Annotated in this window: 26 protein-coding genes and 2 tRNA genes; 25 read left to right on the top strand and 3 right to left on the bottom strand. The window is 60.2% G+C overall.

Annotation, left to right across the window (positions count from 1 at the left end):
• Positions 1-27: 27 nt before the first annotated feature.
• Genes tadA through J2887_RS11650 form a run of 4 tightly spaced genes read left to right on the top strand, consistent with a single transcriptional unit; the run spans position 28 to position 3,370 of the window.
• Positions 28-522 (top strand): tRNA adenosine(34) deaminase TadA, encoded by a 495-nt coding sequence (tadA, locus tag J2887_RS11665; protein WP_267461600.1) that lies wholly within the window; start codon positions 28-30, stop codon positions 520-522.
• 39 nt (positions 523-561) lie between these two features.
• A complete protein-coding gene (gene galE / locus J2887_RS11660) occupies positions 562-1,572 on the top strand; it encodes a UDP-glucose 4-epimerase GalE (RefSeq protein WP_227171302.1) in 1,011 nt (336 codons plus the stop codon).
• A 23-nt stretch (positions 1,573-1,595) separates the two neighbouring features.
• Complete coding sequence (locus tag J2887_RS11655; protein WP_227171301.1) at positions 1,596-2,939, top strand: UDP-glucose dehydrogenase family protein; 1,344 nt, start codon at positions 1,596-1,598, stop codon at positions 2,937-2,939.
• Between the two features lie 5 nt (positions 2,940-2,944).
• Positions 2,945-3,370, top strand: coding sequence for an HIT domain-containing protein (locus tag J2887_RS11650; RefSeq protein ID WP_227171300.1), 426 nt, complete (start codon positions 2,945-2,947; stop codon positions 3,368-3,370).
• 35 nt (positions 3,371-3,405) lie between these two features.
• Here the strand turns inward: J2887_RS11650 and fabR are convergent, their stop codons facing one another.
• On the bottom strand, positions 3,406-4,026 hold the full coding sequence (gene fabR / locus J2887_RS11645) for an HTH-type transcriptional repressor FabR (protein WP_227171299.1): 621 nt from the start codon (positions 4,024-4,026) through the stop codon (positions 3,406-3,408).
• 395 nt (positions 4,027-4,421) lie between these two features.
• Here fabR and J2887_RS11640 point away from each other — a divergent pair, with 395 nt between their 5' ends.
• The 16 genes from J2887_RS11640 (at position 4,422) to nadA (ending at position 16,839) form a co-directional block, all read left to right on the top strand.
• Positions 4,422-4,658 carry an FmdB family zinc ribbon protein gene (locus tag J2887_RS11640; RefSeq protein WP_227171298.1) on the top strand — a complete coding sequence of 79 codons (237 nt, stop codon included), beginning with the start codon at positions 4,422-4,424 and terminating at the stop codon, positions 4,656-4,658.
• A gap of 77 nt (positions 4,659-4,735) precedes the next feature.
• The gene (gene aspS, locus J2887_RS11635; protein ID WP_227171297.1) at positions 4,736-6,544 is read left to right on the top strand and encodes an aspartate--tRNA ligase; all 1,809 of its coding nucleotides are present in this window, start codon (positions 4,736-4,738) and stop codon (positions 6,542-6,544) included.
• Positions 6,545-6,592: 48 nt separating this feature from the next.
• On the top strand, positions 6,593-7,342 hold the full coding sequence (locus tag J2887_RS11630; RefSeq protein WP_227171296.1) for a YebC/PmpR family DNA-binding transcriptional regulator: 750 nt from the start codon (positions 6,593-6,595) through the stop codon (positions 7,340-7,342).
• Positions 7,343-7,376: 34 nt separating this feature from the next.
• Positions 7,377-7,922 (top strand): crossover junction endodeoxyribonuclease RuvC, encoded by a 546-nt coding sequence (gene ruvC / locus J2887_RS11625; RefSeq protein ID WP_227171295.1) that lies wholly within the window; start codon positions 7,377-7,379, stop codon positions 7,920-7,922.
• A gap of 28 nt (positions 7,923-7,950) precedes the next feature.
• A complete protein-coding gene (gene ruvA, locus J2887_RS11620; protein WP_227171294.1) occupies positions 7,951-8,574 on the top strand; it encodes a Holliday junction branch migration protein RuvA in 624 nt (207 codons plus the stop codon).
• A 153-nt stretch (positions 8,575-8,727) separates the two neighbouring features.
• Complete coding sequence (ruvB, locus tag J2887_RS11615) at positions 8,728-9,756, top strand: Holliday junction branch migration DNA helicase RuvB (protein ID WP_227171293.1); 1,029 nt, start codon at positions 8,728-8,730, stop codon at positions 9,754-9,756.
• On the top strand, positions 9,749-10,204 hold the full coding sequence (gene ybgC, locus J2887_RS11610) for a tol-pal system-associated acyl-CoA thioesterase (RefSeq protein ID WP_324197195.1): 456 nt from the start codon (positions 9,749-9,751) through the stop codon (positions 10,202-10,204). The genes ruvB and ybgC overlap by 8 nt, the downstream gene beginning before the upstream one ends.
• Positions 10,205-10,207: 3 nt before the next feature.
• Entirely contained in the window at positions 10,208-10,900 is a 693-nt protein-coding gene (tolQ, locus tag J2887_RS11605) for a protein TolQ (RefSeq protein WP_227171292.1), read from the top strand.
• A gap of 23 nt (positions 10,901-10,923) precedes the next feature.
• Positions 10,924-11,379 carry a protein TolR gene (gene tolR, locus J2887_RS11600; protein WP_227171291.1) on the top strand — a complete coding sequence of 152 codons (456 nt, stop codon included), beginning with the start codon at positions 10,924-10,926 and terminating at the stop codon, positions 11,377-11,379.
• Between the two features lie 3 nt (positions 11,380-11,382).
• Complete coding sequence (gene tolA / locus J2887_RS11595; protein WP_227171290.1) at positions 11,383-12,387, top strand: cell envelope integrity protein TolA; 1,005 nt, start codon at positions 11,383-11,385, stop codon at positions 12,385-12,387.
• 80 nt (positions 12,388-12,467) lie between these two features.
• Positions 12,468-13,733, top strand: a complete 1,266-nt coding sequence (tolB, locus tag J2887_RS11590; protein WP_227176108.1) for a Tol-Pal system beta propeller repeat protein TolB — start codon at positions 12,468-12,470, stop codon at positions 13,731-13,733.
• A gap of 158 nt (positions 13,734-13,891) precedes the next feature.
• On the top strand, positions 13,892-14,470 hold the full coding sequence (gene pal / locus J2887_RS11585) for a peptidoglycan-associated lipoprotein Pal (protein WP_227171289.1): 579 nt from the start codon (positions 13,892-13,894) through the stop codon (positions 14,468-14,470).
• Between the two features lie 28 nt (positions 14,471-14,498).
• The gene (ybgF, locus tag J2887_RS11580; protein WP_227171288.1) at positions 14,499-15,230 is read left to right on the top strand and encodes a tol-pal system protein YbgF; all 732 of its coding nucleotides are present in this window, start codon (positions 14,499-14,501) and stop codon (positions 15,228-15,230) included.
• A gap of 96 nt (positions 15,231-15,326) precedes the next feature.
• Positions 15,327-15,402 (top strand) — tRNA-Lys (locus J2887_RS11575).
• Positions 15,403-15,485: 83 nt separating this feature from the next.
• Positions 15,486-15,561: transfer RNA gene (locus J2887_RS11570), tRNA-Lys, on the top strand.
• 216 nt (positions 15,562-15,777) lie between these two features.
• Entirely contained in the window at positions 15,778-16,839 is a 1,062-nt protein-coding gene (gene nadA / locus J2887_RS11565) for a quinolinate synthase NadA (protein WP_227171287.1), read from the top strand.
• A 17-nt stretch (positions 16,840-16,856) separates the two neighbouring features.
• Here nadA and J2887_RS11560 read toward each other — a convergent pair whose 3' ends face one another.
• Entirely contained in the window at positions 16,857-18,356 is a 1,500-nt protein-coding gene (locus J2887_RS11560) for a M48 family metalloprotease (RefSeq protein WP_227171286.1), read from the bottom strand.
• Positions 18,357-18,557: 201 nt separating this feature from the next.
• Here J2887_RS11560 and J2887_RS11555 point away from each other — a divergent pair, with 201 nt between their 5' ends.
• Together J2887_RS11555 and J2887_RS11550 are read left to right on the top strand one after the other, a co-directional pair.
• Positions 18,558-18,788, top strand: coding sequence for a sulfurtransferase TusA family protein (locus J2887_RS11555; protein WP_227171285.1), 231 nt, complete (start codon positions 18,558-18,560; stop codon positions 18,786-18,788).
• Between the two features lie 19 nt (positions 18,789-18,807).
• Positions 18,808-19,887: an AI-2E family transporter gene (locus J2887_RS11550; protein WP_227171284.1), complete on the top strand. Its 1,080-nt coding sequence runs from the start codon at positions 18,808-18,810 to the stop codon at positions 19,885-19,887.
• Between the two features lie 67 nt (positions 19,888-19,954).
• On the opposite strand, the gene J2887_RS11545 is transcribed toward J2887_RS11550, so the two are convergent.
• Positions 19,955-20,431 (bottom strand): peroxiredoxin, encoded by a 477-nt coding sequence (locus J2887_RS11545; RefSeq protein ID WP_227171283.1) that lies wholly within the window; start codon positions 20,429-20,431, stop codon positions 19,955-19,957.
• A 292-nt stretch (positions 20,432-20,723) separates the two neighbouring features.
• Between J2887_RS11545 and dapA the strand changes: the two genes are divergently transcribed.
• From dapA to purC, 3 genes are read left to right on the top strand one after another with little or no spacing between them, the layout of a single operon-like run.
• A complete protein-coding gene (gene dapA / locus J2887_RS11540) occupies positions 20,724-21,599 on the top strand; it encodes a 4-hydroxy-tetrahydrodipicolinate synthase (RefSeq protein WP_227171282.1) in 876 nt (291 codons plus the stop codon).
• A gap of 26 nt (positions 21,600-21,625) precedes the next feature.
• A complete protein-coding gene (bamC, locus tag J2887_RS11535; protein ID WP_227171281.1) occupies positions 21,626-22,705 on the top strand; it encodes an outer membrane protein assembly factor BamC in 1,080 nt (359 codons plus the stop codon).
• 41 nt (positions 22,706-22,746) lie between these two features.
• The gene (purC, locus tag J2887_RS11530; RefSeq protein ID WP_227171280.1) at positions 22,747-23,460 is read left to right on the top strand and encodes a phosphoribosylaminoimidazolesuccinocarboxamide synthase; all 714 of its coding nucleotides are present in this window, start codon (positions 22,747-22,749) and stop codon (positions 23,458-23,460) included.
• Positions 23,461-23,477 lie beyond the last annotated feature (17 nt).

Raw genomic sequence — 23,477 nt, 5'->3', positions numbered from 1 at the left:
GTTTACAGAGCGGTTTGAGGGCAGGTTGTGGGTGCATCAGATGAGGATGAGCGCTGGATGACGCGCGCCCTGGCTCTGGCCAGGATGGCGGCCGCTGCCGGTGAGGTGCCGGTCGGGGCGGTGGTGGTTCGCGATGGCAAGGAGATCGGTGCCGGATTCAATGCGCCGATCTCCGGCTGCGATCCGACTGCCCATGCTGAAATGCGGGCCCTGCGGGATGCGGCGGCCCGCGTGGGCAATTATCGCTTGTCCGGGGCCACGCTTTACGTCACCCTTGAGCCTTGTACCATGTGTACCGGTGCGATCGTGCACAGTCGTGTATCCCGTCTGGTGTTTGGCGCTTGTGAGCCAAAGGCGGGAGCGGTGGTCTCCACCCGTCGGACCCTGGAAGAGGCCGCCTTCAACTGGCGTGTCGAGCATCAGGGCGGGGTACTGTCGGAGACATGCAGCGAGCTGATCAGTGGTTTCTTTGCTGACCGTCGTGCGGCCCGCCGCAAGCGGCGCGACTCGTCTCAGGTGTGATCGCCCGGGTTTCAGCAGGGAAGAAGCAGGGGCTTACCCATGAAGGTTCTGGTTACCGGCGGAGCCGGTTATATCGGCAGCCACGTTGTTCGCCAGTTGGGCGAGGCCGGCCACGACATTATCGTTTTTGACAATCTCTCCACTGGCTACGCCTGGGCGGTGACCCATGGTGAGCTGGTTGTTGGCGATCTGGCGGACGAAGACGCGATTGACGCGTTGTTCCGCGACCACCAGTTTGAGGCGGTTCTGCATTTTGCGGCTCACATCGTGGTGCCGGAATCGGTCGCCAATCCTTTAAAGTATTATCGAAATAATACCCGTAACACATTGAATCTGCTTGCCACGATAGAGCGGTATCAGGTTCCCCATCTGGTATTTTCCTCCACCGCAGCGGTTTACGGCATGCCGGAGCAGACCGTGCTGACCGAGGACCTCCCGCTGGCGCCGATCAATCCCTACGGCGCCTCCAAGATGATGAGTGAGCGAATGATCATGGATCTGGCTGCGGCCAGCTCACTGCGTTATGTCATCCTGCGTTATTTCAATGTGGCCGGTGCGGATCTGGACGGTCGACTGGGACAGGCAACACCTGAGGCCACCCATCTGATCAAGGTGGCCTGTGAGTGCGTGACCGGTGTGCGCGACGGCATGAGCATCTTTGGCACGGATTACGACACCCGTGATGGCACCTGCGTCCGTGACTACATTCACGTTGAGGATCTGGCGCGTGCCCACGTCATGGCGCTTGATCACATGGCCGCTGGTGGCGAATCCGATGTGCTCAACTGCGGGTATGGTCGCGGCTTTACCGTGCGAGAGGTCATCGATGTTGTCCGTCAGCAGGCGGGCTGTGACTTTCCGGTTGCCGAGTCGCCCCGGCGTGCGGGAGACCCCGGTGCGCTGATGGCCGACAACCAGCGGATTCGCCGCGTGCTTGGCTGGTCGCCCCGGCATGATGACCTTGAGGTCATTGTCCGTACCGCGCTGGACTGGGAGCGCCAGTGGCAGCGTAAGCAGGCGGACGGCGCGACCCATTCCACCAATCATTGATTCGTTAAGTTAGGACAACACCCATGAAAATCACCATTTTTGGTACCGGCTATGTTGGTCTGGTCACTGGCGCCTGTCTGGCGGACGTGGGTCACGATGTGGTCTGTATGGATGTCGACCAGGCCAAGATCGACAAGCTGATCGGCGGGCAGATTCCCATTTATGAGCCTGGCCTGGAGCCCATCGTCAAGCACAATGCTGAGGCCGGCCGGCTGTCCTTTACCACAGACACCGAGGCGGCCGTAGCTCACGGCGAGCTGCAGTTCATTGCGGTTGGTACGCCGCCGGATGAGGATGGTTCGGCGGATCTGCAATATGTACTGGCGGTGGCCCGTGCCATCGGTCAGCACATGGATGGCTACAAAGTGGTGGTGGACAAATCCACGGTGCCAGTTGGTACCGGTGACAAGGTCCGGGATGCGGTGCGTGCGGAGCTGGATCGCCGCGGACTGGAGCTGGATTTCGATGTGGTGTCGAACCCGGAGTTCCTCAAGGAAGGCGCGGCCATCAACGACTTCATGAAGCCGGACCGCATTGTGGTGGGTACCGACAGTGACCGGGCCCGTGAGCTGTTGCGGGAAACCTACTACCCGTTCAACCGCAATCACGACCGGATGATCTTCATGGACATCCGCTCGGCGGAGCTGACCAAGTACGCCGCCAACGCCATGCTGGCCACCAAGATCAGCTTCATGAACGAGATTGCCAACCTGTCCGAACGGCTTGGCGCCGATGTAGAGGCGGTACGCCGGGGGATCGGTTCGGACCCCCGCATCGGCTACCATTTTATCTACCCCGGTTGCGGTTATGGTGGCTCCTGTTTCCCCAAAGATGTGCAGGCGCTGGCGCGCACGGCAGCAGGCTGTGATTACGAGGCCCGCCTGCTAAACGCCGTCGAATCTGTCAACCTGTCCCAGAAGTACGTGCTGTTCGACAAGGTCAGCCACTATTTCCAGGGCCAGTTGGATGGCAAGGTCATCGCGGTCTGGGGGTTGTCGTTCAAACCAAACACCGACGACATGCGCGAGGCGCCATCGCGGGCGTTGATGGAGGCGCTCTGGAAAGCGGACGCCAAGGTCCAGGCGTTTGATCCGGAAGCGATGTCCGAGACCCAGCGCATTTATGGCGATCAGGATGGCCTGACCCTCTGTGGCACCAAGGAGCAGGCATTGAAGGGCGCCGATGCCCTGGTGATCTGCACCGAATGGAAAGAATTCCGCTCCCCGGATTTTGCCAGCATCGCCGCAACTCTGAGCGAGCCGGTGGTGTTCGATGGCCGTAATCTCTACGAGGCCGATATGCTGTCCCGCCATGGCCTGATCTACTACGCCATCGGCCGTGGCCGCAATCAGTTCCAGGTCGGGTAAGGTCGATGGACGGGTTTCAGTTGCATCCCCGACTGGCGGCGGATACCCACTCCCTGGGGCAGGCGGCCCTGTGCGAGATTCTGCTGATGAACGACGCCGCCTGGCCCTGGCTGATCCTGGTGCCCCGCAAACCCGGCATCCGGGAGGCCTACGAGCTGGAGTGGGAGCAGCAGCTCCAGTTGCTGCGGGAGTCGTCGGCGCTGGGCAAGGGGCTGATGGCGGCGTTCGATGGCGACAAGCTCAACGTTGCTGCCCTGGGTAATCTGGTGCCGCAGCTGCATGTGCACCACATTGTGCGGTTCGAGGGTGATCCGGCCTGGCCGGGACCGGTGTGGGGGCGTCAGCCGCCAACGCCCTATGAGCCGGTGGCCCTGGAGCAGCGCCTGGCACAGTTGGCGCCCGTCGTTGCTGCGGTGCAGGCCGCCGGTTAGTGATGGGTGGCCTGGCGGTTTGGGGTGGTGAGGTGTCAGCTCCGCAGTGAGCGCGCCAGGGTCTGCGAGCCAAGCAGGATCATGCGTAGTTCGGTCTTCAGCTTGGCTTTCAGGATCTCTCGTTCCCGGGCGGTGGCGTCCAGCGCTTCCGCGCCCTGGTTGAACACCAGGGTGACCATCGCCTCGGCTACCAGGCGGCCATCATGAATCGGCCGTTTCTCTTCTTCGGCAATGCGGCGCAGGTCGTCGGCCAGCTCGGTGACGAAATGGTCGATCTCGGCCTGGATCGCCGTTCGGAATGGTTTCGACACCCCCGTCCTCTCCCTCAGCATCAGCCGGAACAGGTTGGCGTTGTTGCCCAGATATTCCATGAAGGTATCCACGGAAGTGCTGATCGCACTGCCGTTACGGGCGATGCGCTTGCGGGCCTGGCGCATGAGCTGGCGCAGCGCGACACCGCCTTCATCGACCAGGGCCAGTCCCAGCTCATCCAGTTCTGAAAAATGCCGGTAGAAGGAGGTGGGTGCGATGCCTGCCTCCCGGGCTACTTCCCGCAGACTGAGGCTGCCGAAGCCGCGATCGGCACTGAGCTGCGACAGTGCGGCGTCCATCAGTGCTCTGCGGGTCTTGAGTTTCTGTTCGGCTCGTGACGACACGGGGCCTCCATTCGGATCGGGTTGCGAGAGTCGCGACGAGGCAGCGAACCGCCAGCGTGGCAGGGCGGGAATGGCTGGCCGGATGTGCGATAAAGGCGCTCTATTCTACCGGCAGACCGTAAGGGCGTCATCTTCAACCCAGAGAGCCGTCCAATCACCGTCTGCCCGATGGATTGTGATGCCGGAAACCTGATTTTCCAGCCTGATGCGTTTATAATGTCCCGCTTTTCGAGAATGGGTCCGCCATCGGCGGGCGGCGCTGGCTGAGCGACGCTCGACAGGCTCGGATGGCAGCAGGCGGTACCCGATGATGTGAGCAGGGCGGGTCCCCGGATTCAGGGGGTTGCCGGTGTTGGTTATGTTGTGGGGTAAAGGCAAGTTCGAGAGGTGAGAAGATGCCGATTTACGAGTACGTTTGCGACGCCTGTGGCTTTGAGAAGGACGTTATTCAGAAAATGAGCGCGGACCCGTTGAAGGACTGTCCGAAATGCGAAACCCCGGCGTTTCGCAAGCGGATTTCCGCAGCAGGGTTCCGGCTATCTGGCTCCGGTTGGTACGAGACCGATTTCAAAACCGGCGCCAAGAAGAATCTGGTCGACAAGGGTGGCTCAAAGGAGTCGGCAGCTAGCTGACCGCGCGCCCTGACGCCTGCCCGGCCGGCCCGGGCAATCAAGCTAATTACGCACATACAGACATTACGGGAAGGGTTATGCGCAGTCATTATTGCGGTGGAATCAACGAGTCTCATATTGATCAGGATGTAACCCTGTGTGGTTGGGTCCATCGTCGTCGCGACCACGGCGGGGTTATCTTTCTGGATCTGCGCGACCGGGATGGTATTTCCCAGGTAGTAGTCGATCCGGATACGCCTGAGAGCTTCCAGCTGGCGGAGAAAGTCCGCAGTGAGTTCGTTATCCAGATTACCGGTCGTGTTCGCCGTCGCCCTGCCGGTACCGAGAATGACAACATGCCGACCGGCCAGGTTGAGGTGCTGGGTAAGCAGCTGACCATCCTGAACGCTGCCGCCACGCCGCCGTTCCCGCTGGACGAGCATGTCGACGTGGGGGAAGACGTTCGCCTGCGTTACCGCTTTGTTGACCTGCGTCGCCCGGAAATGCTGAACCGTCTGCGTTTCCGTTCGCGGGTAACCAGCTACATTCGCAATTTCCTCGACAGCAACGACTTCATGGATGTGGAAACGCCGATCCTGACCCGGGCCACCCCGGAAGGTGCGCGTGACTACCTGGTGCCGAGCCGGACTCACAACGGTTCCTTCTTTGCGCTGCCCCAGTCCCCACAGTTGTTCAAACAGCTGCTGATGGTGTCTGGTGTTGACCGCTACTACCAGATTGCCAAGTGTTTCCGTGACGAGGACCTGCGGGCTGACCGTCAGCCGGAGTTCACCCAGATCGACCTTGAGGCGTCCTTCATTGATGAAGAAGGCCTGATGGGAATCACCGAGTCCATGGTTCGGAAGCTGTTCAAGGACGTGATGGACATTGAGCTGCCCGAATTCCCGCGTATGCCGTACGAAGAGGCCATGCGCCGTTTCGGTAGCGACAAGCCGGACCTGCGGATTCCGCTGGAGCTGATTGACGTTGCCGACCTGGTTGAAGGCGTTGATTTCAAAGTGTTCGCCGGCCCGGCCAAAGACCCGAAAGGTCGTGTGGCGGCGCTGCGTGTGCCCAAGGGCAGTGAGCTGACCCGCAAGCAGATCGATGAATACACCAAATACGTTGGTATCTACGGTGCCAAGGGGCTGGCCTACATCAAGGTCAACGACCTTGCCAAGGGTGCCGAGGGACTGCAGTCTCCGATCGTCAAGTTCCTGGGCGATGACGTCGCCATGGCGGTGGTTGAGCGTGCCGGTGCCGAGGATGGCGATATCGTGTTCTTCGGTGCGGATAAGCGTTCCGTGGTTGACGAAGCCCTGGGCGCACTGCGTATCCGTATAGGTCACGATCTCAACATGCTCACAGCTGAGTGGGCACCGCTGTGGGTGGTGGACTTCCCGATGTTCGAGGAAACCTCGGATGGCGGCCTGACCGCAATTCACCATCCATTCACTGCGCCGTCCTGCAGTGCCGAGGAGCTTGAGGCCCAGCCTGCCACAGCGCTCTCCCGCGCCTACGACATGGTGCTGAATGGTACCGAGCTGGGTGGCGGTTCGATCCGTATCCACGATGAGGCGATGCAGGAGACTGTGTTCCGCGTACTGGGCATCGGCCACGAAGAAGCTCGCAGCAAGTTCGGCTTCCTGTTGGATGCGCTCAAGTATGGTTGCCCGCCTCACGGTGGTCTGGCGTTTGGTCTGGATCGTCTGATCATGCTGATGACCGGTGCTTCCTCTATTCGTGACGTTATTGCGTTCCCGAAAACCCAGAGCGCGACCTGTCTGATGACCCAGGCGCCAGGCACTGTCGACGACAAGCAGCTCAAGGAGCTGAACATCCGTCTGCGCAAGCCGCCGGTGAAGAGCGAAGCTGGCGAAGCCGAGGCCAAGTCGGACGACGAGTAACCGGCAAGAGAACGTTGTTGGTAAGAGAAGGAGTGAGCGGAGCGAGGTATGGCCGGACACAGTAAATGGTCCAACATCAAGCATCGCAAGGCGGCTCAGGACGCCAAGCGTGGCAAGATCTTTACCAAACTCATTCGCGAGCTGACGGTGGCGGCCCGCCAGGGCGGGGGGAGTCCCGAGGACAACCCCCGCCTGCGGGCCGTAATCGACAAGGCGTTAACCGCCAACATGAAGAAGGACACCATCGAACGCGCCATCGCGCGGGGTGCCGGTGGTGAGGACGACGACAACTACGAAGAGCTGACCTACGAAGGTTATGGTCCCGGAGGTGTCGCGATCCTGATTGAAGCCATGACGGACAACCGTAACCGCACGGTGGCGGAGGTTCGTCACGCATTCAGCAAGCATGGTGGTAACCTGGGCACCGATGGGTCCGTCGCCTACCTGTTTGCCAAGCAGGGCCTGCTCTACTGTGGCTCTGACACCGCGGAAGATCAGTTGATGGAAGCGGCACTGGAGGCTGGTGCCGAGGACGTGGCCGAGCAGGAGGATGGCTCCTTCGAGATCGTCACCACGCCAGAGCAGTTTCTGGACGTCAAGGATGCCCTGGTAAGCGCCGGGCTGACGCCTGAGCGGGCGGAAGTGACGATGGTGCCGTCCACTTCTGACGAGCTGGATCTTGAGGGCGCTGAGACCATTCTCAAACTTGTGGATATGCTGGAGGATCTGGACGACGTCCAGAATGTGTACTCCAATGCGGATATCCCTGATGACATTCTTGCCCGGTTGGGCGAGTAACCCGCCATCCTGAGCGCAAAGGTAAGGAGCCGTCTTGGCCATCATTCTGGGAGTTGATCCAGGCTCCCGCATCACCGGCTACGGCATTATCCGCGCCGAAGGGCGTGATCTGGAGTACCTCGACAGCGGCTGTGTTCGCCTGGGTGACAAGCCGCTGGCGGAGCGGCTGCAGGTCATCTTTCACAGCCTGGCGACGTTGATTGGCGAGTATCGCCCCGACGAATTTGCCATCGAGCAGGTCTTTATGGCCCGCAACCCCGATTCCGCCCTCAAGCTGGGGCAGGCCCGCGGAGCGGCCATCGTCAGTGCTGCCAACAGCGGGCTTGCGGTCCATGAGTATTCTGCCCGCCAGGTCAAGCAGGCGGTTGTCGGCAAGGGTGGGGCAGACAAATCCCAGGTGCAACACATGGTGCAGGCGTTGCTGGGCCTGTCACGTAAACCTCAGGCTGACGCCGCTGATGCCCTGGCGATCGCGCTGTGCCATGCCCATATGAACCAGAGCATGGTCCGGGTTGGTACCGGTGCGGCATTGCAGCAGCCGAACCATCGCGGCAAGCTCCGTGGTGGTCGCATCCGCTGACCAGTCCACGCCAGACAGGAGTGTTGAGTTGATCGGACGAATTCGCGGCCTGTTGGTCGAAAAATCCCCGAGCCAGGCCTTGGTCGAATGCCACGGACTGGGTTACGAAGTGGACATTCCCTACACCACTTTTTTTAACCTCCCCGAACCCGGTCAGGAGCTCACCCTTCACACCCACTTCGCCGTTCGGGAGGACGCCCAGAGCCTGTTTGGTTTCAGCGCCCGGCTGGATCGGGACCTGTTCCGGTTGCTGGTCAAGGTGAATGGCGTTGGGCCGAAGATGGCCCTGGCCATCCTGTCCGGGCTGGATGCCCGGCAGTTCATCCGCTGCGTGGAGGCCAGAGATGTGGCAGCGCTGGTGAAGGTACCCGGCGTGGGCAAGAAAACCGCCGAGCGATTGCTGATCGACATGGCGGACCGTATCGGGCAGCTTGAGGGCGTCTTCCAGCTGTCCGACCCGGCCGCGACCACCCTGCCGGCGGCAACACCACCCGCGGTGGACCCGGTTGAGGAAGCCGAGTCTGCGTTGATTGCCCTGGGTTACAAACCTCAAGAGGCGGCGAAAGCCGTCAATCAGATCGCCGGTGAGGGCATGAGCCGGGAAGAACTTATACGACTGGCCCTGAAGAACATGATTCCGGCAGGTCGCTGATCAGCGGGCGTATTCCGGAGTTTCTTAACAGGGTAGGCATATTCTGTCTGCATAATGGACAGATATCCTGAATCCAGCGTAACGTGACAGCGTCGGAGTCCTTTGTAAAATAAAGGGCATTTTGCGGCAGGCCCAACACAGACAGGCAGCGACATGATTGAATCGGATCGTCTGATATCCGCACAAAGTGGTCCTCAGGAAGACGTTCAGGACCGGGCCATCCGCCCAACACTGCTGACGGAGTATGTGGGGCAGCCGACGGTCCGGGAGCAGATGGACATCTTCATCTCGGCGGCCCGACGTCGCGAAGAGGCGCTGGACCATGTATTGATCTTCGGGCCACCCGGTTTGGGAAAGACCACCCTGGCCAACATCATTGCCAACGAAATGGGCGTGGCCATCAAGACCACGTCGGGACCGGTGCTGGAAAAAGCCGGTGATCTGGCGGCGATGCTGACCAACCTGGAAGAGGGTGACGTACTGTTCATCGACGAGATCCACCGGCTTAATGCCGCCGTCGAGGAAGTGCTCTATCCCGCTATGGAAGATTACCAGCTGGACATCATGATTGGTGAGGGCCCGGCTGCCCGCTCCATCAAGCTGGACCTGCCCGCCTTTACCCTCGTTGGGGCCACCACTCGCGCCGGTTTGCTGACATCGCCCTTGCGAGATCGCTTTGGCATTGTCCAGCGGCTGGAGTTCTACAACACCGCCGATCTTACCCAGATCATTCTGCGCTCGGCCCGCCTCTCTGGTGTCGGTATCGACGAGCGTGGAGCCCATGAAATTGCCCGCCGATCGCGGGGAACCCCCCGAATCGCCAACCGACTGTTACGCCGGGTCCGCGATTACGCTGAAGTGCGCCACGATGGTCATATTCATGAGCAGGTCTCTGATGAGGCTCTGAACATGCTTAAGGTCGACAGCGAGGGGTTCGACCATATGGACCGCCGCCTGCTGTTGGCGCTGATCGAGAAGTTCGATGGTGGCCCGGTGGGCGTGGAAAGCCTGGCAGCGGCCATCAGCGAGGAGCGAGGCACCATTGAGGATGTGATCGAGCCCTTTTTGATCCAGCAGGGCTTCATGGTGCGGACCCCCCGTGGACGAATGGTAACGTCCAGTGCTTACCTGCATTTCGGGGTCTCTCCCCCCGGGTCCCGCGAGGAGGCCTCCCTTGACTGAGCGCGATGATTCAGCCGCGCGGTTTGAACTGCCGGTTCGGGTCTATATCGAGGATACCGATGCCGGTGGCATCGTCTATCACGCCAAGTATCTGCATTACATGGAACGGGCCCGTATCGAATGGGTGCGTACCCACGGTGTTGGCCTGCGTGCCGGCCTGGCCGAGAACATCAGCTATGTGGTCCAGGGGCTGACCATCAACTACCGCAAGCCAGCTCGGCTGGATGATGAGCTGCTGGTGACGGCGGAATTGGCGGATTTCGGTCGTGTGTCCATGGATTTCCGCCAATGTGTCCGGCGGGCAGTGGATCAGGCGGTGCTGACAGAAGCCACGGTCCGCGTGGCCTGCATCGCACTTGATACCGGTCGTCCCCGGCGACTGCCTGACGATCTGGCCACTCTGCTGGCCGAACATACCTCAACTCGACAACCTGAGAACCAGGAGTAGAACGTGGAGTCAGAACTTTCTGTATGGTCCCTCATCGCCAATGCCGGTCCGCTGGTGCAATTGGTGATGTTGCTGTTGATGCTGGCCTCAGTGGTGTCCTGGGCGTTGATTTATCAGCGTTTGCAGGTTTTCAGAAAGGCCCGGGCAGCGCAGTTGGCCTTTGAAGAGCAGTTCTGGTCGGGGATGGATCTTGGTCAGCTGTACCGGGACGTCAATGCCAATCCGACCCCGTTCTCAGGCATGGAAGCGGTCTTTCGCGCTGGATTCAAGGAGTTTTCCCGTCTGCGGCAACAGAGCCGGGACGCCGATGCGGTCATGGAAGGGGCGCAGCGGGCCATGCGAGTGGCCTTCTCCCGTGAGCAGGAGCGACTGGAGCACCATCTGCCGTTCCTGGCGACCGTCGGCTCGACCAGTCCATACATCGGCCTGTTCGGGACTGTCTGGGGGATCATGAACTCGTTTCGAGGTCTGGCCCAGGTTCAGCAGGCAACACTGGCCACCGTGGCCCCCGGTATCTCCGAAGCGCTGATCGCCACTGCCATGGGGCTGTTTGCCGCCATCCCGGCGGTGATCGCCTATAACCGCTTCGCCGCCCGTTCAGATGCCTTACTGAAGAACTACGAAACCTTCGCCGAAGAATTTTCCAGCATTCTTCACCGCCGCGTCCACAGCGGTGACAGTCACAGCAAGACCTGAGGGTCGGTTCCGGGAGAAAGCGCATGAAAGGCATGGGAATGATGCCGGTCACCCGGCGCAAGCCAATGGCCGAGATCAACGTGGTGCCCTACATCGATGTGATGCTGGTGCTGCTGGTGATCTTCATGGTGACGGCGCCAATGATGACCCAGGGGGTCAAAGTCGACCTGCCCGAAACCAGCTCCGATCCGATTCAGGCCCAGAAAGAGGTGGAATCCATCATCATCTCGGTGGACGCCAATGGCGCCTACTTTATGGAGATCGGCGATCGTGGCAGCGACCCGATGGCGCTGTCGGAGCTGCGGGAGCAGGTGGCGAAGATTCTGTCCCAGCGCAGCAGCAAAGACGTTCTGGTCCGTGGTGATCAGCATGTGGAGTACGGCACGGTGGTGCGGTTGATGTCAGAGCTGCAGGCGGCGGGTGCCAGCAGCGTGGGACTGATTACCGATGTGCCCACCGGGGACCGTCAGGACGGATAGGCTGTGACCGATCGAGAACGGGATTACATATCGAATGACAAGGCGCCCTGGAAGTCGCCCGTTGCGCTGTCGCTGGGGATGCACGCTGCTCTGGCGGTGTTCCTGCTGGTCGGCTGGCACTGGAGCACGCCAACCCACGAGCCGCCGCCGCGGAGTATCGCCGCAACCCTGGTGATGCAGCAGCCTGAGCCGGCCGCTGCGCCGCCGGAGCCCGCACCGGTTCCAGACCGCCAGCAGCAGGAGCAGGAGCGCAAACGTCAGCAGGAGCGTGAGCGGCAGCGTGAGCAGGAACGCCAGCGGGAACTGCAGCGTCAGCGGGAGCAGGCTGAGCGCCAGGCCCGGGAAGAGCGTGAGCGTCAGCAAGCCGCGGAACGTGAGCGCCAGCAGCGGGCTGAGGCAGAGGCTGCCCGCAAAAAAGCCGAGGCGGAAGCCAAGGAGCGGGCGCGTCGCCAGGCCGAAGAGGAGGAGCGTCGCCGTCAGGAGGCGGCCCGCAAGGCCGAGGAAGAACGCCAGCGCCAGCAGGAGGCCGAGCGCCGACGTGAACAGCAGGCCCGGGAGCAGCGGGAAGCCGAAGCCCGTCGTCGGGAACAGGAGCGTCAGTTGCGGGAGCAGCAGTTGCAGGCGCTGGCGGACAAGGCCAACGAGGAACGCCAGGCCGAGCGTCAACGTCAGGCCGAGGCCGCCGCGGCGGCCCGGGCCCGTGAAGCGCAAATGATGAGCGACCGCGACAAGTATCAGTTGATGATCCGGGACAAGCTCCGTCAGGCCTGGTACATACCGCCATCGGCGACCGGGGATATGTCGGTCAAGTTACGCATCACGCTGTTCCCGACCGGTGAGCTGTCATCGGTGGAGCTGGTGCGGGGCAGTGGCAACGGTGCCTTTGATCAGTCAGCCCTGAGTGCGGTTCGAGGCATTGACCGCTACCCATTGCCAGACGATCAGCAGACGTTTGAGCGTTACTTTCGGCAGTTCACTATCGAATTCACCCCAGAAGCATTGAGGTAAGTACAGTGGCACGCATCGATCTATCCCGTACTCCGTCACGTCTGGCAGGCTGGGTTCACCGCTGGCCATCGTTATCCGCGCTGCTCGCTTTGCTGCTGTTTGCCGTCCCTGGCCATGCCGAGTTGCTGATCCGCATCACCGAAGGGGTCGAAAGTGCGATTCCGGTTGCCGTTGTGCCGTTCAAGGAGAGTGGCGATTTGCCGGCAGGCGATGGTGTCAGCGATATCGTGCGTTCAGACCTGACCATGAGTGGTGAGTTTTCCACGCTGTCGCCGGAGAAAATGTTGAGTCTGCCGTCCCGGGGCGACGACGTGTTCTATCGCGACTGGAAACTGTTAGGGCAGCGTTATCTGCTGGTAGGTGAGGTCAGTCGCCAGGGCGATCAACTCAATGCCCGGTTCGAGCTGTTCGACGTTAACACCGAGGAGCGGCTGCTGGGCGAGACCGCCAACTCTGCAGTGGGTAGTCTGAGGACGCTTGCGCATCACATCAGTGACAAGGTCTATGAGGCCATTACCGGTGTGCCTGGCGCTTTTTCCACCCGGCTGGCCTATGTCACCCGGCAGGCGCAAGGCGGGCGGCCGCTCTACAAGCTGCAGGTCAGCGATGTGGATGGTAAACGTGCCAGCATTCGCCTCGAAAGCCGTGAGCCCATCTTGTCGCCGGCCTGGTCCCCGGATGGTCGCCGGCTGGCCTATGTTTCCTTTGAAACCGGAAATCCGGCCATCTATATCCACGAACTGGCGTCCGGACGTCGCACCCGTATTGCCAGCTTTCCCGGGCTGAATTCCGCGCCGGCCTGGTCCCCGGACGGACGTTCCCTGCTGGTCACGCTGTCCAAGGACGGCAACGCCGAGATCTACCGCATGGACATTGCGTCTCGCGCGCTCACCCGGCTGACCAATCACTGGGCCATTGATACCGAGGCGATGTTCGGAGCGGATGGCGAGAGTCTGTACTTTACCTCCGACCGTTCCGGTGGACCGCAGATCTACGTGAAAGACGATTTTGACGCCGAACCGCGCCGCTTGACCTTTGGCAGTCGCTACAATGCCCGGCCGAGACCCAGCGGCGATGGCAAGTATGTGTACTACGTTCATCAGCGCGAGGGGGCATTCCATATCGCCCGCACCAACCTGGAAACCCGCGAAGAGACCGTGTTGACCCGGACCCTGCTTGATGAATCGCCAAGCGTGTCACCCAATGGTCGGATGCTGATTTACGCCACCAAACAGGATGGTCAAAGTGTACTCACTGTAATCACATCGGATGGTGGGGCCAGTTACACTTTGCCGGCGTCTGAAGGTGACGTTCGTGAACCAGCCTGGTCACCGATCATCCGCTGACCGGCGGGATGCGGGCGATTGTAACGCCAACGGCAGTCATCGGCTTTTGTCTGTAACGAATGCCGGCAATAATTCAAAATGGGGTGACGGAAGTACCGCGCACGTAAGAATGGCGGACGGTCAGTCACCCCCATATACACTTAACGGAAGGAAACCCTATGAATATTTCAGTGCAGAAAAAAGCGATCGTTATGGCAATGTCCCTCGGCCTGCTGGCTGGTTGTAGCACCACCGGTGAGACTACCGATGAAGATATGCAGGGCACAGAAGTTGCGGTTGGCGATCAGCAGGATACCAGCACCGTCTACGGCGGCGATGACCAGGGTGGCGTTTCCTCTTCCGGCTTGACCGATGCCGAGCGCGAGCAGGCGCGTAAAGCAGCTGAGCAGGCGGCTGAAGCGGCCAAGCGCGATATCACCGTATTCTACTTTGACTTTGACACCTCCGAGATTCAGCCGGAAATCCGCGATGTGCTGGTTGCTCATGGTCAGTTCCTTGCCGCCAACCCGGGTCAGGCTGTCCGTTTGGAAGGCCATGCCGATGAGCGCGGCACCAAGGAATACAACCTGGCTCTGGGCGAGCGTCGTGCCAAGGCGGTTGAGCGTTTTCTGATCGTGAATGGCGTTAGCCGTAGCCAGATTGAAACCGTAAGCTACGGTGAAGAGAAGCCGGCGGTTATGGGATCAGGCAGCAGCACCTGGGCCAAGAACCGTCGTGTTGAGCTGATCTACAAGTAAGGAATTCACCTGCTATCGGGGCTTGCCCATGAGAAGACTCCTCGTTACCGCTTTCACTCTGGCCGTAGCCACTGGTGCACAGGCTCAATCCGCTGATTCGGGTGGTGCCAGTGCCCAGCGTTCGGCGTCACAGGCCAATGCTGAGTTGCTTCACATGATTGAGCAGTTGCAGCGTGAGGTCCGGCGGTTGCGGGGAGATCTTGAGGAGCAGCAGAACCGGCTTGACCGGCTTTCCCAGCAGTCCCGCAGTCGCTACGTGGATCTGGATCAACGGATTCTCGGGCTGACGGAAAAGCTTGATCAGTCAGCGCAGAAGCCGGCAGGGGAGGCGTCTGCCGAGCCTGTTTCGACGCCTCAGCCGACACGGGAGTACCGTGCCCCCAGTGCCGAAGAGCGTCAGCGGTATCAGCAAATTCAGAAGCTGATACGGGACGACAAGGACTATGACAGCGCCATTGGCGCGCTGTATGATTTCATCGGCAAGTATCCGGAAGGGGATCTCACCGTTAATGCCTATTACTGGCTGGGTGAGGTTTACCTGGTGAAGCCGCAACCGGAACAGGCCAAGCAGGCCTTCACCATTGTGGCCAGCCGCTACGCGGACCATCGCAAGGCACCGGATGCCGGGTACAAGCTCGGCGTGGCTCTGGATCGTCTCGGTGAAACCGAAGAAGCGCGCCGCCGGATGGACGCGGTTATCCGTGACTATCCGGATTCCGATGCGGCTGAACTGGCCCGGGAGTACCTCGCAAGCCATTGATGTGTTCAAAAAAACGGCGATCAAAACTTTTTTTAGAAAATTTCTTCACAAGGGGTTGATCACCGAAAAAATATCAGTACTATATGCGCCTCGCTTGGGTCGTTAGCTCAGTTGGTAGAGCAGTTGGCTTTTAACCAATTGGTCGATGGTTCGAATCCATCACGACCCACCATCTTCAGGTAGCGCTGGCAGAGCTGAGCCCGCCACGCTTCCAGGCAAGGTTTTCGGTGATCGAAAGCAATGCCAAAACGAATTGGGTCGTTAGCTCAGTTGGTAGAGCAGTTGGCTTTTAACCAATTGGTCGATGGTTCGAATCCATCACGACCCACCAAATAAACCATCCGGGCTTCTCGGGTTGGTTGGAAAAAAGAGCCTTCGGGCTCTTTTTTTTTGCCCAAAGATACCAATGTCTCCAGGGAGACTCTGAGTGGCTCCCAGCTACTCGGGTTACCCAGTCTTCTCAATAACAGCCCAGTGTGACAGGGTCATGAATCAACCATGTCCGATGGTACAATGGGGCTGAAGAATAACGGATGAGATGTAGACCATGACACGAGCCGAAGATCGAATTCTGGTACAGGAGCATCTGGCCCACCAGGCAGAGCCAAAACCCCTCAGTGGCGATGAGAAGGCCGCGCTGGAAGCGCGTATTCGCCAGGCCCTGAAGGATCAGGATGCCGTGCTCGTGGCGCACTATTACACCGACCCCGACATTCAGCGACTGGCCGAGGAAACCGGCGGCTGTGTGGCTGACTCGCTGGAGATGGCCCGCTTCGGTCGTGACCATGCGGCATCGACGGTTGTGGTCGCGGGCGTGAAGTTCATGGGGGAGACCGCCAAGATCCTCACGCCGGAAAAGCGGGTGCTGATGCCGACTCTGGAGGCAACCTGTTCGCTGGATGTGGGGTGCCCGGCGGATGAGTTCGCAGCGTTCTGCGATCAGCATCCGGACCGGACCGTGGTGGTGTATGCCAATACCTCCGCGGCGGTGAAGGCGAGGGCGGACTGGGTGGTCACGTCCAGCTGTGCCCAGGCCATTGTGGAGTCCCTGGATGCCCGTGGCGAGAAGCTGATCTGGGCGCCGGACAAACATCTGGGGCACTACGTCCAGAAGACCACCGGCGCTGATATGCTGCTGTGGGACGGCTCCTGCATCGTGCATGAAGAGTTCAAGCATCGTGGGCTGGAAGATCTGAAAGCCCTGTACCCGGATGCGGCGATTCTGGTGCACCCGGAGTCGCCGGATGCGGTGGTGGAGATGGCGGACGTGGTCGGCTCCACATCGCAGCTGATTCATGCAGTACAGACCCTGCCGAACGACAAGTTCGTGGTTGCCACCGATAACGGCATCTTCTACAAGATGCAGCAACTGGCGCCCAACAAGACCCTGATCGAAGCACCTACGGCCGGAAACGGCGCGACTTGTCGCAGCTGTGCCCATTGCCCGTGGATGGCGATGAACGGCCTGGAAAACCTGCTCCATGTGCTGGAGTCTGGAGATCAGCAGGTGCACGTGGATGACGCGCTGAGAGAGCGTGCGCTGGCGCCTTTGAAGCGCATGCTGGATTTCACCGCCGACATGAACCTCAAGGCCGCTGGCAACGCCTGAGGGCATTCAGTCCACCGTCAGCGGCGGCGTTTGGCCAGAGCCTGGCTGACCTCGTTCAGTCTTGATGACAGGCTCTGGTAGGATGGCGTCCCCGGGGGCGCCTTCTCCTGCGCCTCCAGCAGTTGCCGGTGAGCCGATTCCAGATCCCCCATCAGAATCGCGTACTCTGCCCGGGCTTCGTGCACACCAACGATGTTCCGCGCCTGACCTTCCGCCTCCGCCAGTCTCAGCCAGAGATTCTCCCGTTCCGGATACTGCCTGATCAGTGTGCGCAGATAGCCGCTGGCGGCGCGGGCATTGCCATCCGCCAGTTCGGTGCGGGCCAGCATGTCGGTGATCGGAGTATTTTCCGGGTTGCGGTCCAGTGCCTCGTGCATCAGGGCGTTGGCTTCGCTGGCGTGATCCTGGGCGAGCAGGGCCTCGGCCAGGGTTACCTGGTAGGTGATTCGGCCGGGCTGGTGTGACAACAGCTGCCGCAGAGTCGATTCGGCCTCGGCAGGCTGGCGATTGCCCAGATAGGCGACTGCCAGTCCGTAATGATCCGCGGGGCTCTCGCTGATCGCAGTGTTGGCAGTGCGGCGCTCGAAGAAGGCGACACCGTGTTCTGGCGTGGTGGCGTAGTGGGCCTGCAGGCGCGCTCTGACCAGGTGATACTCCAGCCGGTCTGCAACCTGCGTGATAGGGTACTGCTCGGCACGGGAGCGGGTATCGGAGACGCGGCTCTGGGTCAGCGGGTGGGTGGACAGGTACTCCGGTGGCTGATTTCCCTGCAGCCGGTTCTGGCGCATCATGGTTTCAAACATGGCCGGCATGCCACGGGGATCAAAGCCGGCATCCGCCATGATGTCTAGGCCGATCCGGTCGGCTTCCTGTTCGTGGGCGCGACTGTATTGCAGCATGTTCTGGATGCTGAGGGCCTGGGTGCCGGCAATGGCCGCCAGGCCGACGTCGGATTTTGTGACGGCGGACAGGATGATGCCGGTGACCATACCGGCGATCGCCAGTGGGGCGTTGGTTTCCTGCTGCTCCAGGCGGCGCGCAAAGTGGCGCTGGCTGAGGTGGGCCAGTTCGTGGGCGATAACGGAGCCAAACTGCTGCTCGCTGCGGGCGTAGAGAAACAGACCGCCGTTTACTCCGACGATGTTGCCGGGTACCGCAAAGGCATTGATGTCGGGGCTGTCGATCAACACGAGGGTCAGTTGTTTGTCGCCCAGTGGCACTGAGGGCAGCAGGCGGTGGACCATCGATTCCAGGTAATCCGCCACCAGCGGGTCCTGGATGCGCGGTGCGGAACGGCGGATCGACCCCATAACCTGACGGCCGATTTCGGCTTCCTGCTGTTCGGAAATCAGCCCGCCGCCGAGGCCGCCAATGGTTGGCAGAGTGTGATCGGTGGCCGCCAGTGGTGTGGCCAGAAGGCTGCAGATGGCCAACGCGGCAAAGCGACGGCGAAGTCGGCACCTGAAAGTGGGGCTGGTCGTGCCGGTTACGGTGCGAAGCTGTTTGCGGTAAGCCATAATGCGGTACTATTCCTGGCTGCGTCATACTTGGCCGCTGGATGGGGCGATGATCGCCCTGTCGACAGCTGGGCCTGGTTCAGAGGGTCTTTGGATGCTCTGAGTGCGTTCAGAATCCTTCTGGGGGCGGGTGGTTCACCGGTCCCTCGCTGTGTTGCCTTTACTACTTTACCTTTGCCTCATCCGAATTGTGACCGAATCATGCCAGACAAGTTGCTTGACGCATCAGGGCTGCAATGCCCGATGCCTTTACTGAAGACCAAGTTGGAGCTCAGCGCCATGGTGGCCGGGCAGCAGTTGGAAGTGTTGGCTACCGACCCAGGCTCGGCCCGAGATATTCCCGCCTACCTGGCGATGTCCGACCATCGGCTAATCAGCCAATCCGAAACCGAAGGCCGCTATCGCTTTGTGATAGAGTGCGGCCAGTCCTGAGTCCCTGCCGGAGCCGTTCATGGTCAGAATTCTACGTGGTCTAGCCGATAAATACTTTTCAGATGACGAAGCTGTCATCCTGCTACTGCTGTTGGTGGTGGGTACCCTGGCAGTGGTCTTCTTTGGTGCCATGCTGGCGCCCGTGATTGCATCGGTGATCGTGGCTTTCATCCTGCAGGGGCTGGTAAGCAAGCTGATGGGATGGGGGGTGCCGGAGACGCTGGCCATTGTCGGCGTTTTCCTGGTGTTTATGGGCATCCTGCTGGGTTTCCTGTTTGGCCTGATGCCGTTGGTGTGGACCCAGGTCACTGCGCTCGCTGGGGAGGCGCCTCGCATCTTCCGTGAGTTGCAGAGCTACATGGAGGTATTGCCGGACCAGTACCCGAACCTGATTTCCATTGACGCGGTGAACACCGTCTACCACGAGGTGACATCAGAAGCGGCGCGGATGACCCAGTGGCTGGTGTCCTTCTCGCTCTCCAGCATTCCGGATCTGCTGGCCGTGCTCATTTACATGGTGCTGGTCCCAATTCTGGTGTTCTTTTTCCTGAAGGACCGCAAGCTGTTGCTGGGAGCACTGGCCCGTCTGCTTCCTCACCAGCGGCCGCTGATGCTGCACATCTGGGAAGAAGTGAATCTGCAGTGTGCCAATTACGTCCGCGGCAAGGCGGTCGAGATCCTGATCGTTGGTGGCGCCACCTACGTTGCGTTCAAACTGCTGGGCGTTCCCTACGCCGCTTTGCTGTCGCTGCTGGTGGGGCTGAGTGTGGTGATTCCCTACATCGGCGCCGCCGTAGTAACCATTCCGGTGGCGATGATTGCGCTTTTCGCCTTTGGTTGGGGCAGTCACTTCATCTGGGTGATGGTGGTGTACGGCATTATTCAGGCGCTGGATGGCAATGTGCTGGTACCAGTGCTGTTCTCTGAAGTAAACAACCTGCACCCGGTGGTCATCATCGTGGCGGTATTATTTTTTGGGGGTGTCTGGGGGCTGTGGGGGGTGTTCTTTGCGATCCCTCTGGCAACCATGCTGAAGGCGATTTTCTCCGCCTGGCCGGTCAAGCGAGAGCCGCTGGGGCCGATTGACGACGTGGGCTGACGAGGCGCCAGCCCATTGGAAAGCCCGGGTTGCCGGCTGTTGGTAACCCTAGTCTTTGAATGCGATGTTAGCCGTTCACTTCCTGGGCGGCAGCCAGCACTTCGTCAACATGCCCTTTGACTTTGACGCTGCGCCACTCCCGGCGCAGGACGCCTTCCTTGTCGATCATGAAGGTGCTGCGATCGATACCCATGTATTCCTTGCCATAGAGCTTCTTCAGCTTGATCACATCAAACTGCTGACACAGTTCTTCATCCTTGTCTGAGATCAGCTGGAACGGAAACTCGTGCTTCGCGCGAAAGTTGGTGTGGACTTTGAGGCTGTCCCGGGAGACACCAAACACGACCGTGTCACAGGCCTTGAAAGCGGCGTGCTGATCGCGGAAGTCCTGCCCCTCGGTGGTGCAGCCCGGGGTGTTGTCCTTGGGGTAAAAATAGATCACCAGGTTTTTCTTGCCGCGGAAGTCGGACAGCCGGACGGTTTGATCTTCCGTTGCTGGCGCTTCAAATTCGGCGACTGGCTGATTCAGTTCGACAGTGGGCATGGGAACTCCTGTTTGCTGTTCGAGATATAGTTTGCGAGTTGGGAAGTCTTACTATCTGAAGGTCTTGCAACCTGAAAGTCTTGCAACCGGGAAGTCTTGCAAGAAAGTCTTGCAAAAACGTCATACGGCGACGGTGCGTCTGGCGGTTCACTCCCCGGGCCGGATTGCCCGTCACTGCTGGCGTGAATGCAGGGTAGGGTGATTCACTGGGAATCATGACTTTATGCAAGGGCTCCCTTGTGTCGGTTGGCACCCAACATTACCATAACCGTTTTATCTGGACGGAGTCTTTATGATTACTGGTAGCCTCGTCGCGCTGGTGACGCCCATGCATCCGGATGGCAGTATCCACTGGGAGCATCTGGACGCACTGGTAGACTTTCACATTGAAAATGGCACCGACGGCATTGTTGCGGTCGGCACCACTGGGGAATCTGCAACCCTGGACCCGAAAGAACACTGCCAGACCATTGGTCACATCATCAAACGGGTGAACGGCCGTATTCCGGTGATTGCCGGTACCGGCGCTAACAGCACCCGCGAGGCGATCGAGTTGACCACTGAGGCGCACAAGCTGGGGGCCGATGCCTGCCTGTTGGTGGTGCCTTACTACAACAAGCCCAGCCAGGAAGGACTCTACCAGCATTTCCGTGCCATCGCCGAAGCCGTGCCGGTCAATCAGATGCTGTACAACGTGCCTGGCCGTACCGCCTGCGACATGATGAACGAAACCGTGGAGCGTCTGGCGGACATTCCCAACATCGTTGGCATCAAAGACGCAACGGGCAACATCCCCCGTGGTGCCGAACTGATCGAGGCGGTCAAAGGTCGTCTGGCCGTCTACTCCGGTGATGACGCCACAGCGGCTGACCTGATGCTGGCCGGTGCCAAGGGTAACGTGTCGGTAACGGCCAACGTCGCGCCCCGGGCCATGGCCGATCTGTGCAAGGCTGCCATCGCCGGTGACCGGGATGAAACCGCACGCCTGAATGACCTGTTGAATCCGCTCAATCGCAAACTGTTCCTGGAAGCGAATCCGATTCCGGTGAAGTGGGCACTGGCCCGGATGGGGCTGATTGGCGAAGGTATCCGCCTGCCGCTGACTGTGCTTGACCAAAAATTCCACAGCGAAGTGGAAGACGCCCTCAACGCCGCTGGTGTCCTCTGAGTCAACGCACTAACTGGAGATGCCTGATGGTTCTACCGTTCAGGACAGCACCGCGTTCCCGCGGTGCTTTTGCTGGTCTGGCGGTCGGTTGCGCCCTGGTCGCGGTATCAGGGTGCAGTGCGGTGGACGACCGCTCCCTGGAGTACGTCAACGCCCCCGCTGGTGAGCCGCTGAAAACGATCGACGAACGTCAGCGTGACCGGATCGGCAACGCCTACCCCATTCGCGAGATTGATAGCGCCGACAGTGGTGACATGTACGCCGGCGATCTGCCGCGACCACCCGACATGACGGCCGATATCCTCGAGCAGAACTACCTGATCGAAGAACTCGACGACCAGGCCTGGCTGCTGATCAACGAAGTGCCGGGACAGGTGTGGCCTGGTGTCACCGCCTACCTCAATGAGCGGGGTTTCGGTGTTGCCCAGGACAGTCCCCAGCTCGGCCTGGTGCAGAGTGAACTGGTGAACTTCAGCCGCCGGGCCCGTTCCCTGGTGGGGCTTGAGGATGGCCAGGCCAACGAGCCACGGATTCTGGTCCAGGCCCGTGTTGCGCCGGGTGTCCGTCGCAAGACCACCGAGGTGCAGTTGCGCCCCCGTGTGGTGGAGGGCAACCCCGACGAGCTGATGTCCTGGCAGCCGCGCACGGATGACAAAACCGTGGAAAAGAACCTGCTTCAGGATCTGGCCACCTTTCTGCAGGCGCGGGCCGACACCAAATCCTATTCCCGTGCGGCGCTGGGTATCAGCAACGAGCCGCGGGTGAAGCTGGTGTCGGAGGATGAGATTCCCCGTGCCATTCGGATGGATCTGGCCTTTGATCGGGCCTGGGGCGAGGTCCAGCGGGCTCTGCGAGAGGCCGATGTGACTGTGGTTGACCTTGATCGCAGCCAGGGGCGTTTCTACGTCGATTATCGCTCGAGTGAAGAGCTCGACCCGGGCATGTTCAGCTGGTTCGCTGACGAGCCGGAGCCGAAGTACACTTTCTACGTCAATCTCGAACAGCAGGGGCAGGCAATTCAGGTGACCACTGGCCGGGCGCCGGATCACGATGGCGCCAATCGCGCCACGCTGCTGCTGACGGAACTATTTGATCACCTATATTGAGCAGTCACGGTGGCATTGAGCCACCGCTGCCGGAGATACCAATGGAAAAGCGCGAAGAGCTTTACGCGGGCAAGGCCAAATCGGTCTTCCGCACTGACGACCCTGATCTGTTCGTTCTGGAATTCCGCGACGACACCTCGGCCTTTGATGGCGAGAAGAAAGAGCAGCTGAACCGCAAGGGCATGGTCAACAACCGCTTCAATGCCTTCATCATGGAGAAACTGGAAGCCGCTGGCGTTCCAACCCATTTTGAGAAGCTGCTGTCTTCCACCGAATCCCTGGTCAAGAACCTGGACATGATTCCGGTGGAGTGCGTGGTACGGAACATCTCGGCGGGCAGTCTCTGTCGCCGTCTGGGCGTAGAGGAAGGGCAGACCCTGAATCCGCCGACCTACGAGCTGTTCCTGAAGAACGACGAACTGCACGACCCGATGGTCAACGAGTCTCTGGCTGTCAGCTTTGGCTGGGCAACGGAAGCAGAACTTGAGCAGATGAAAACGCTGACCTACAAGGTCAACGGTGTGCTCAAGCAGCTGTTCGATGATGCCGGCATGTTGCTGGTGGACTACAAGCTGGAGTTCGGACGCGCGGGCGGACAGGTTGTGCTGGGTGACGAGTTCAGCCCCGATGGCTGTCGGATCTGGGACAAGGAAACCCGCAAGAAGATGGACAAGGACCGTTTCCGTCAGGGCCTGGGTGACGTTATCGAAACCTATGAGGAAGTCGGGCGCCGGCTTGGCATTACGTTTGACTGATTCGTCAGCCTCGCCGA

It is taken from the genome of Marinobacter sp. CA1 (genome assembly GCF_020546665.1).
Taxonomy (GTDB): Bacteria; Pseudomonadota; Gammaproteobacteria; order Pseudomonadales; family Oleiphilaceae; genus Marinobacter; species Marinobacter xestospongiae.
This window is presented reverse-complemented; position numbering and strand designations above follow the sequence as displayed.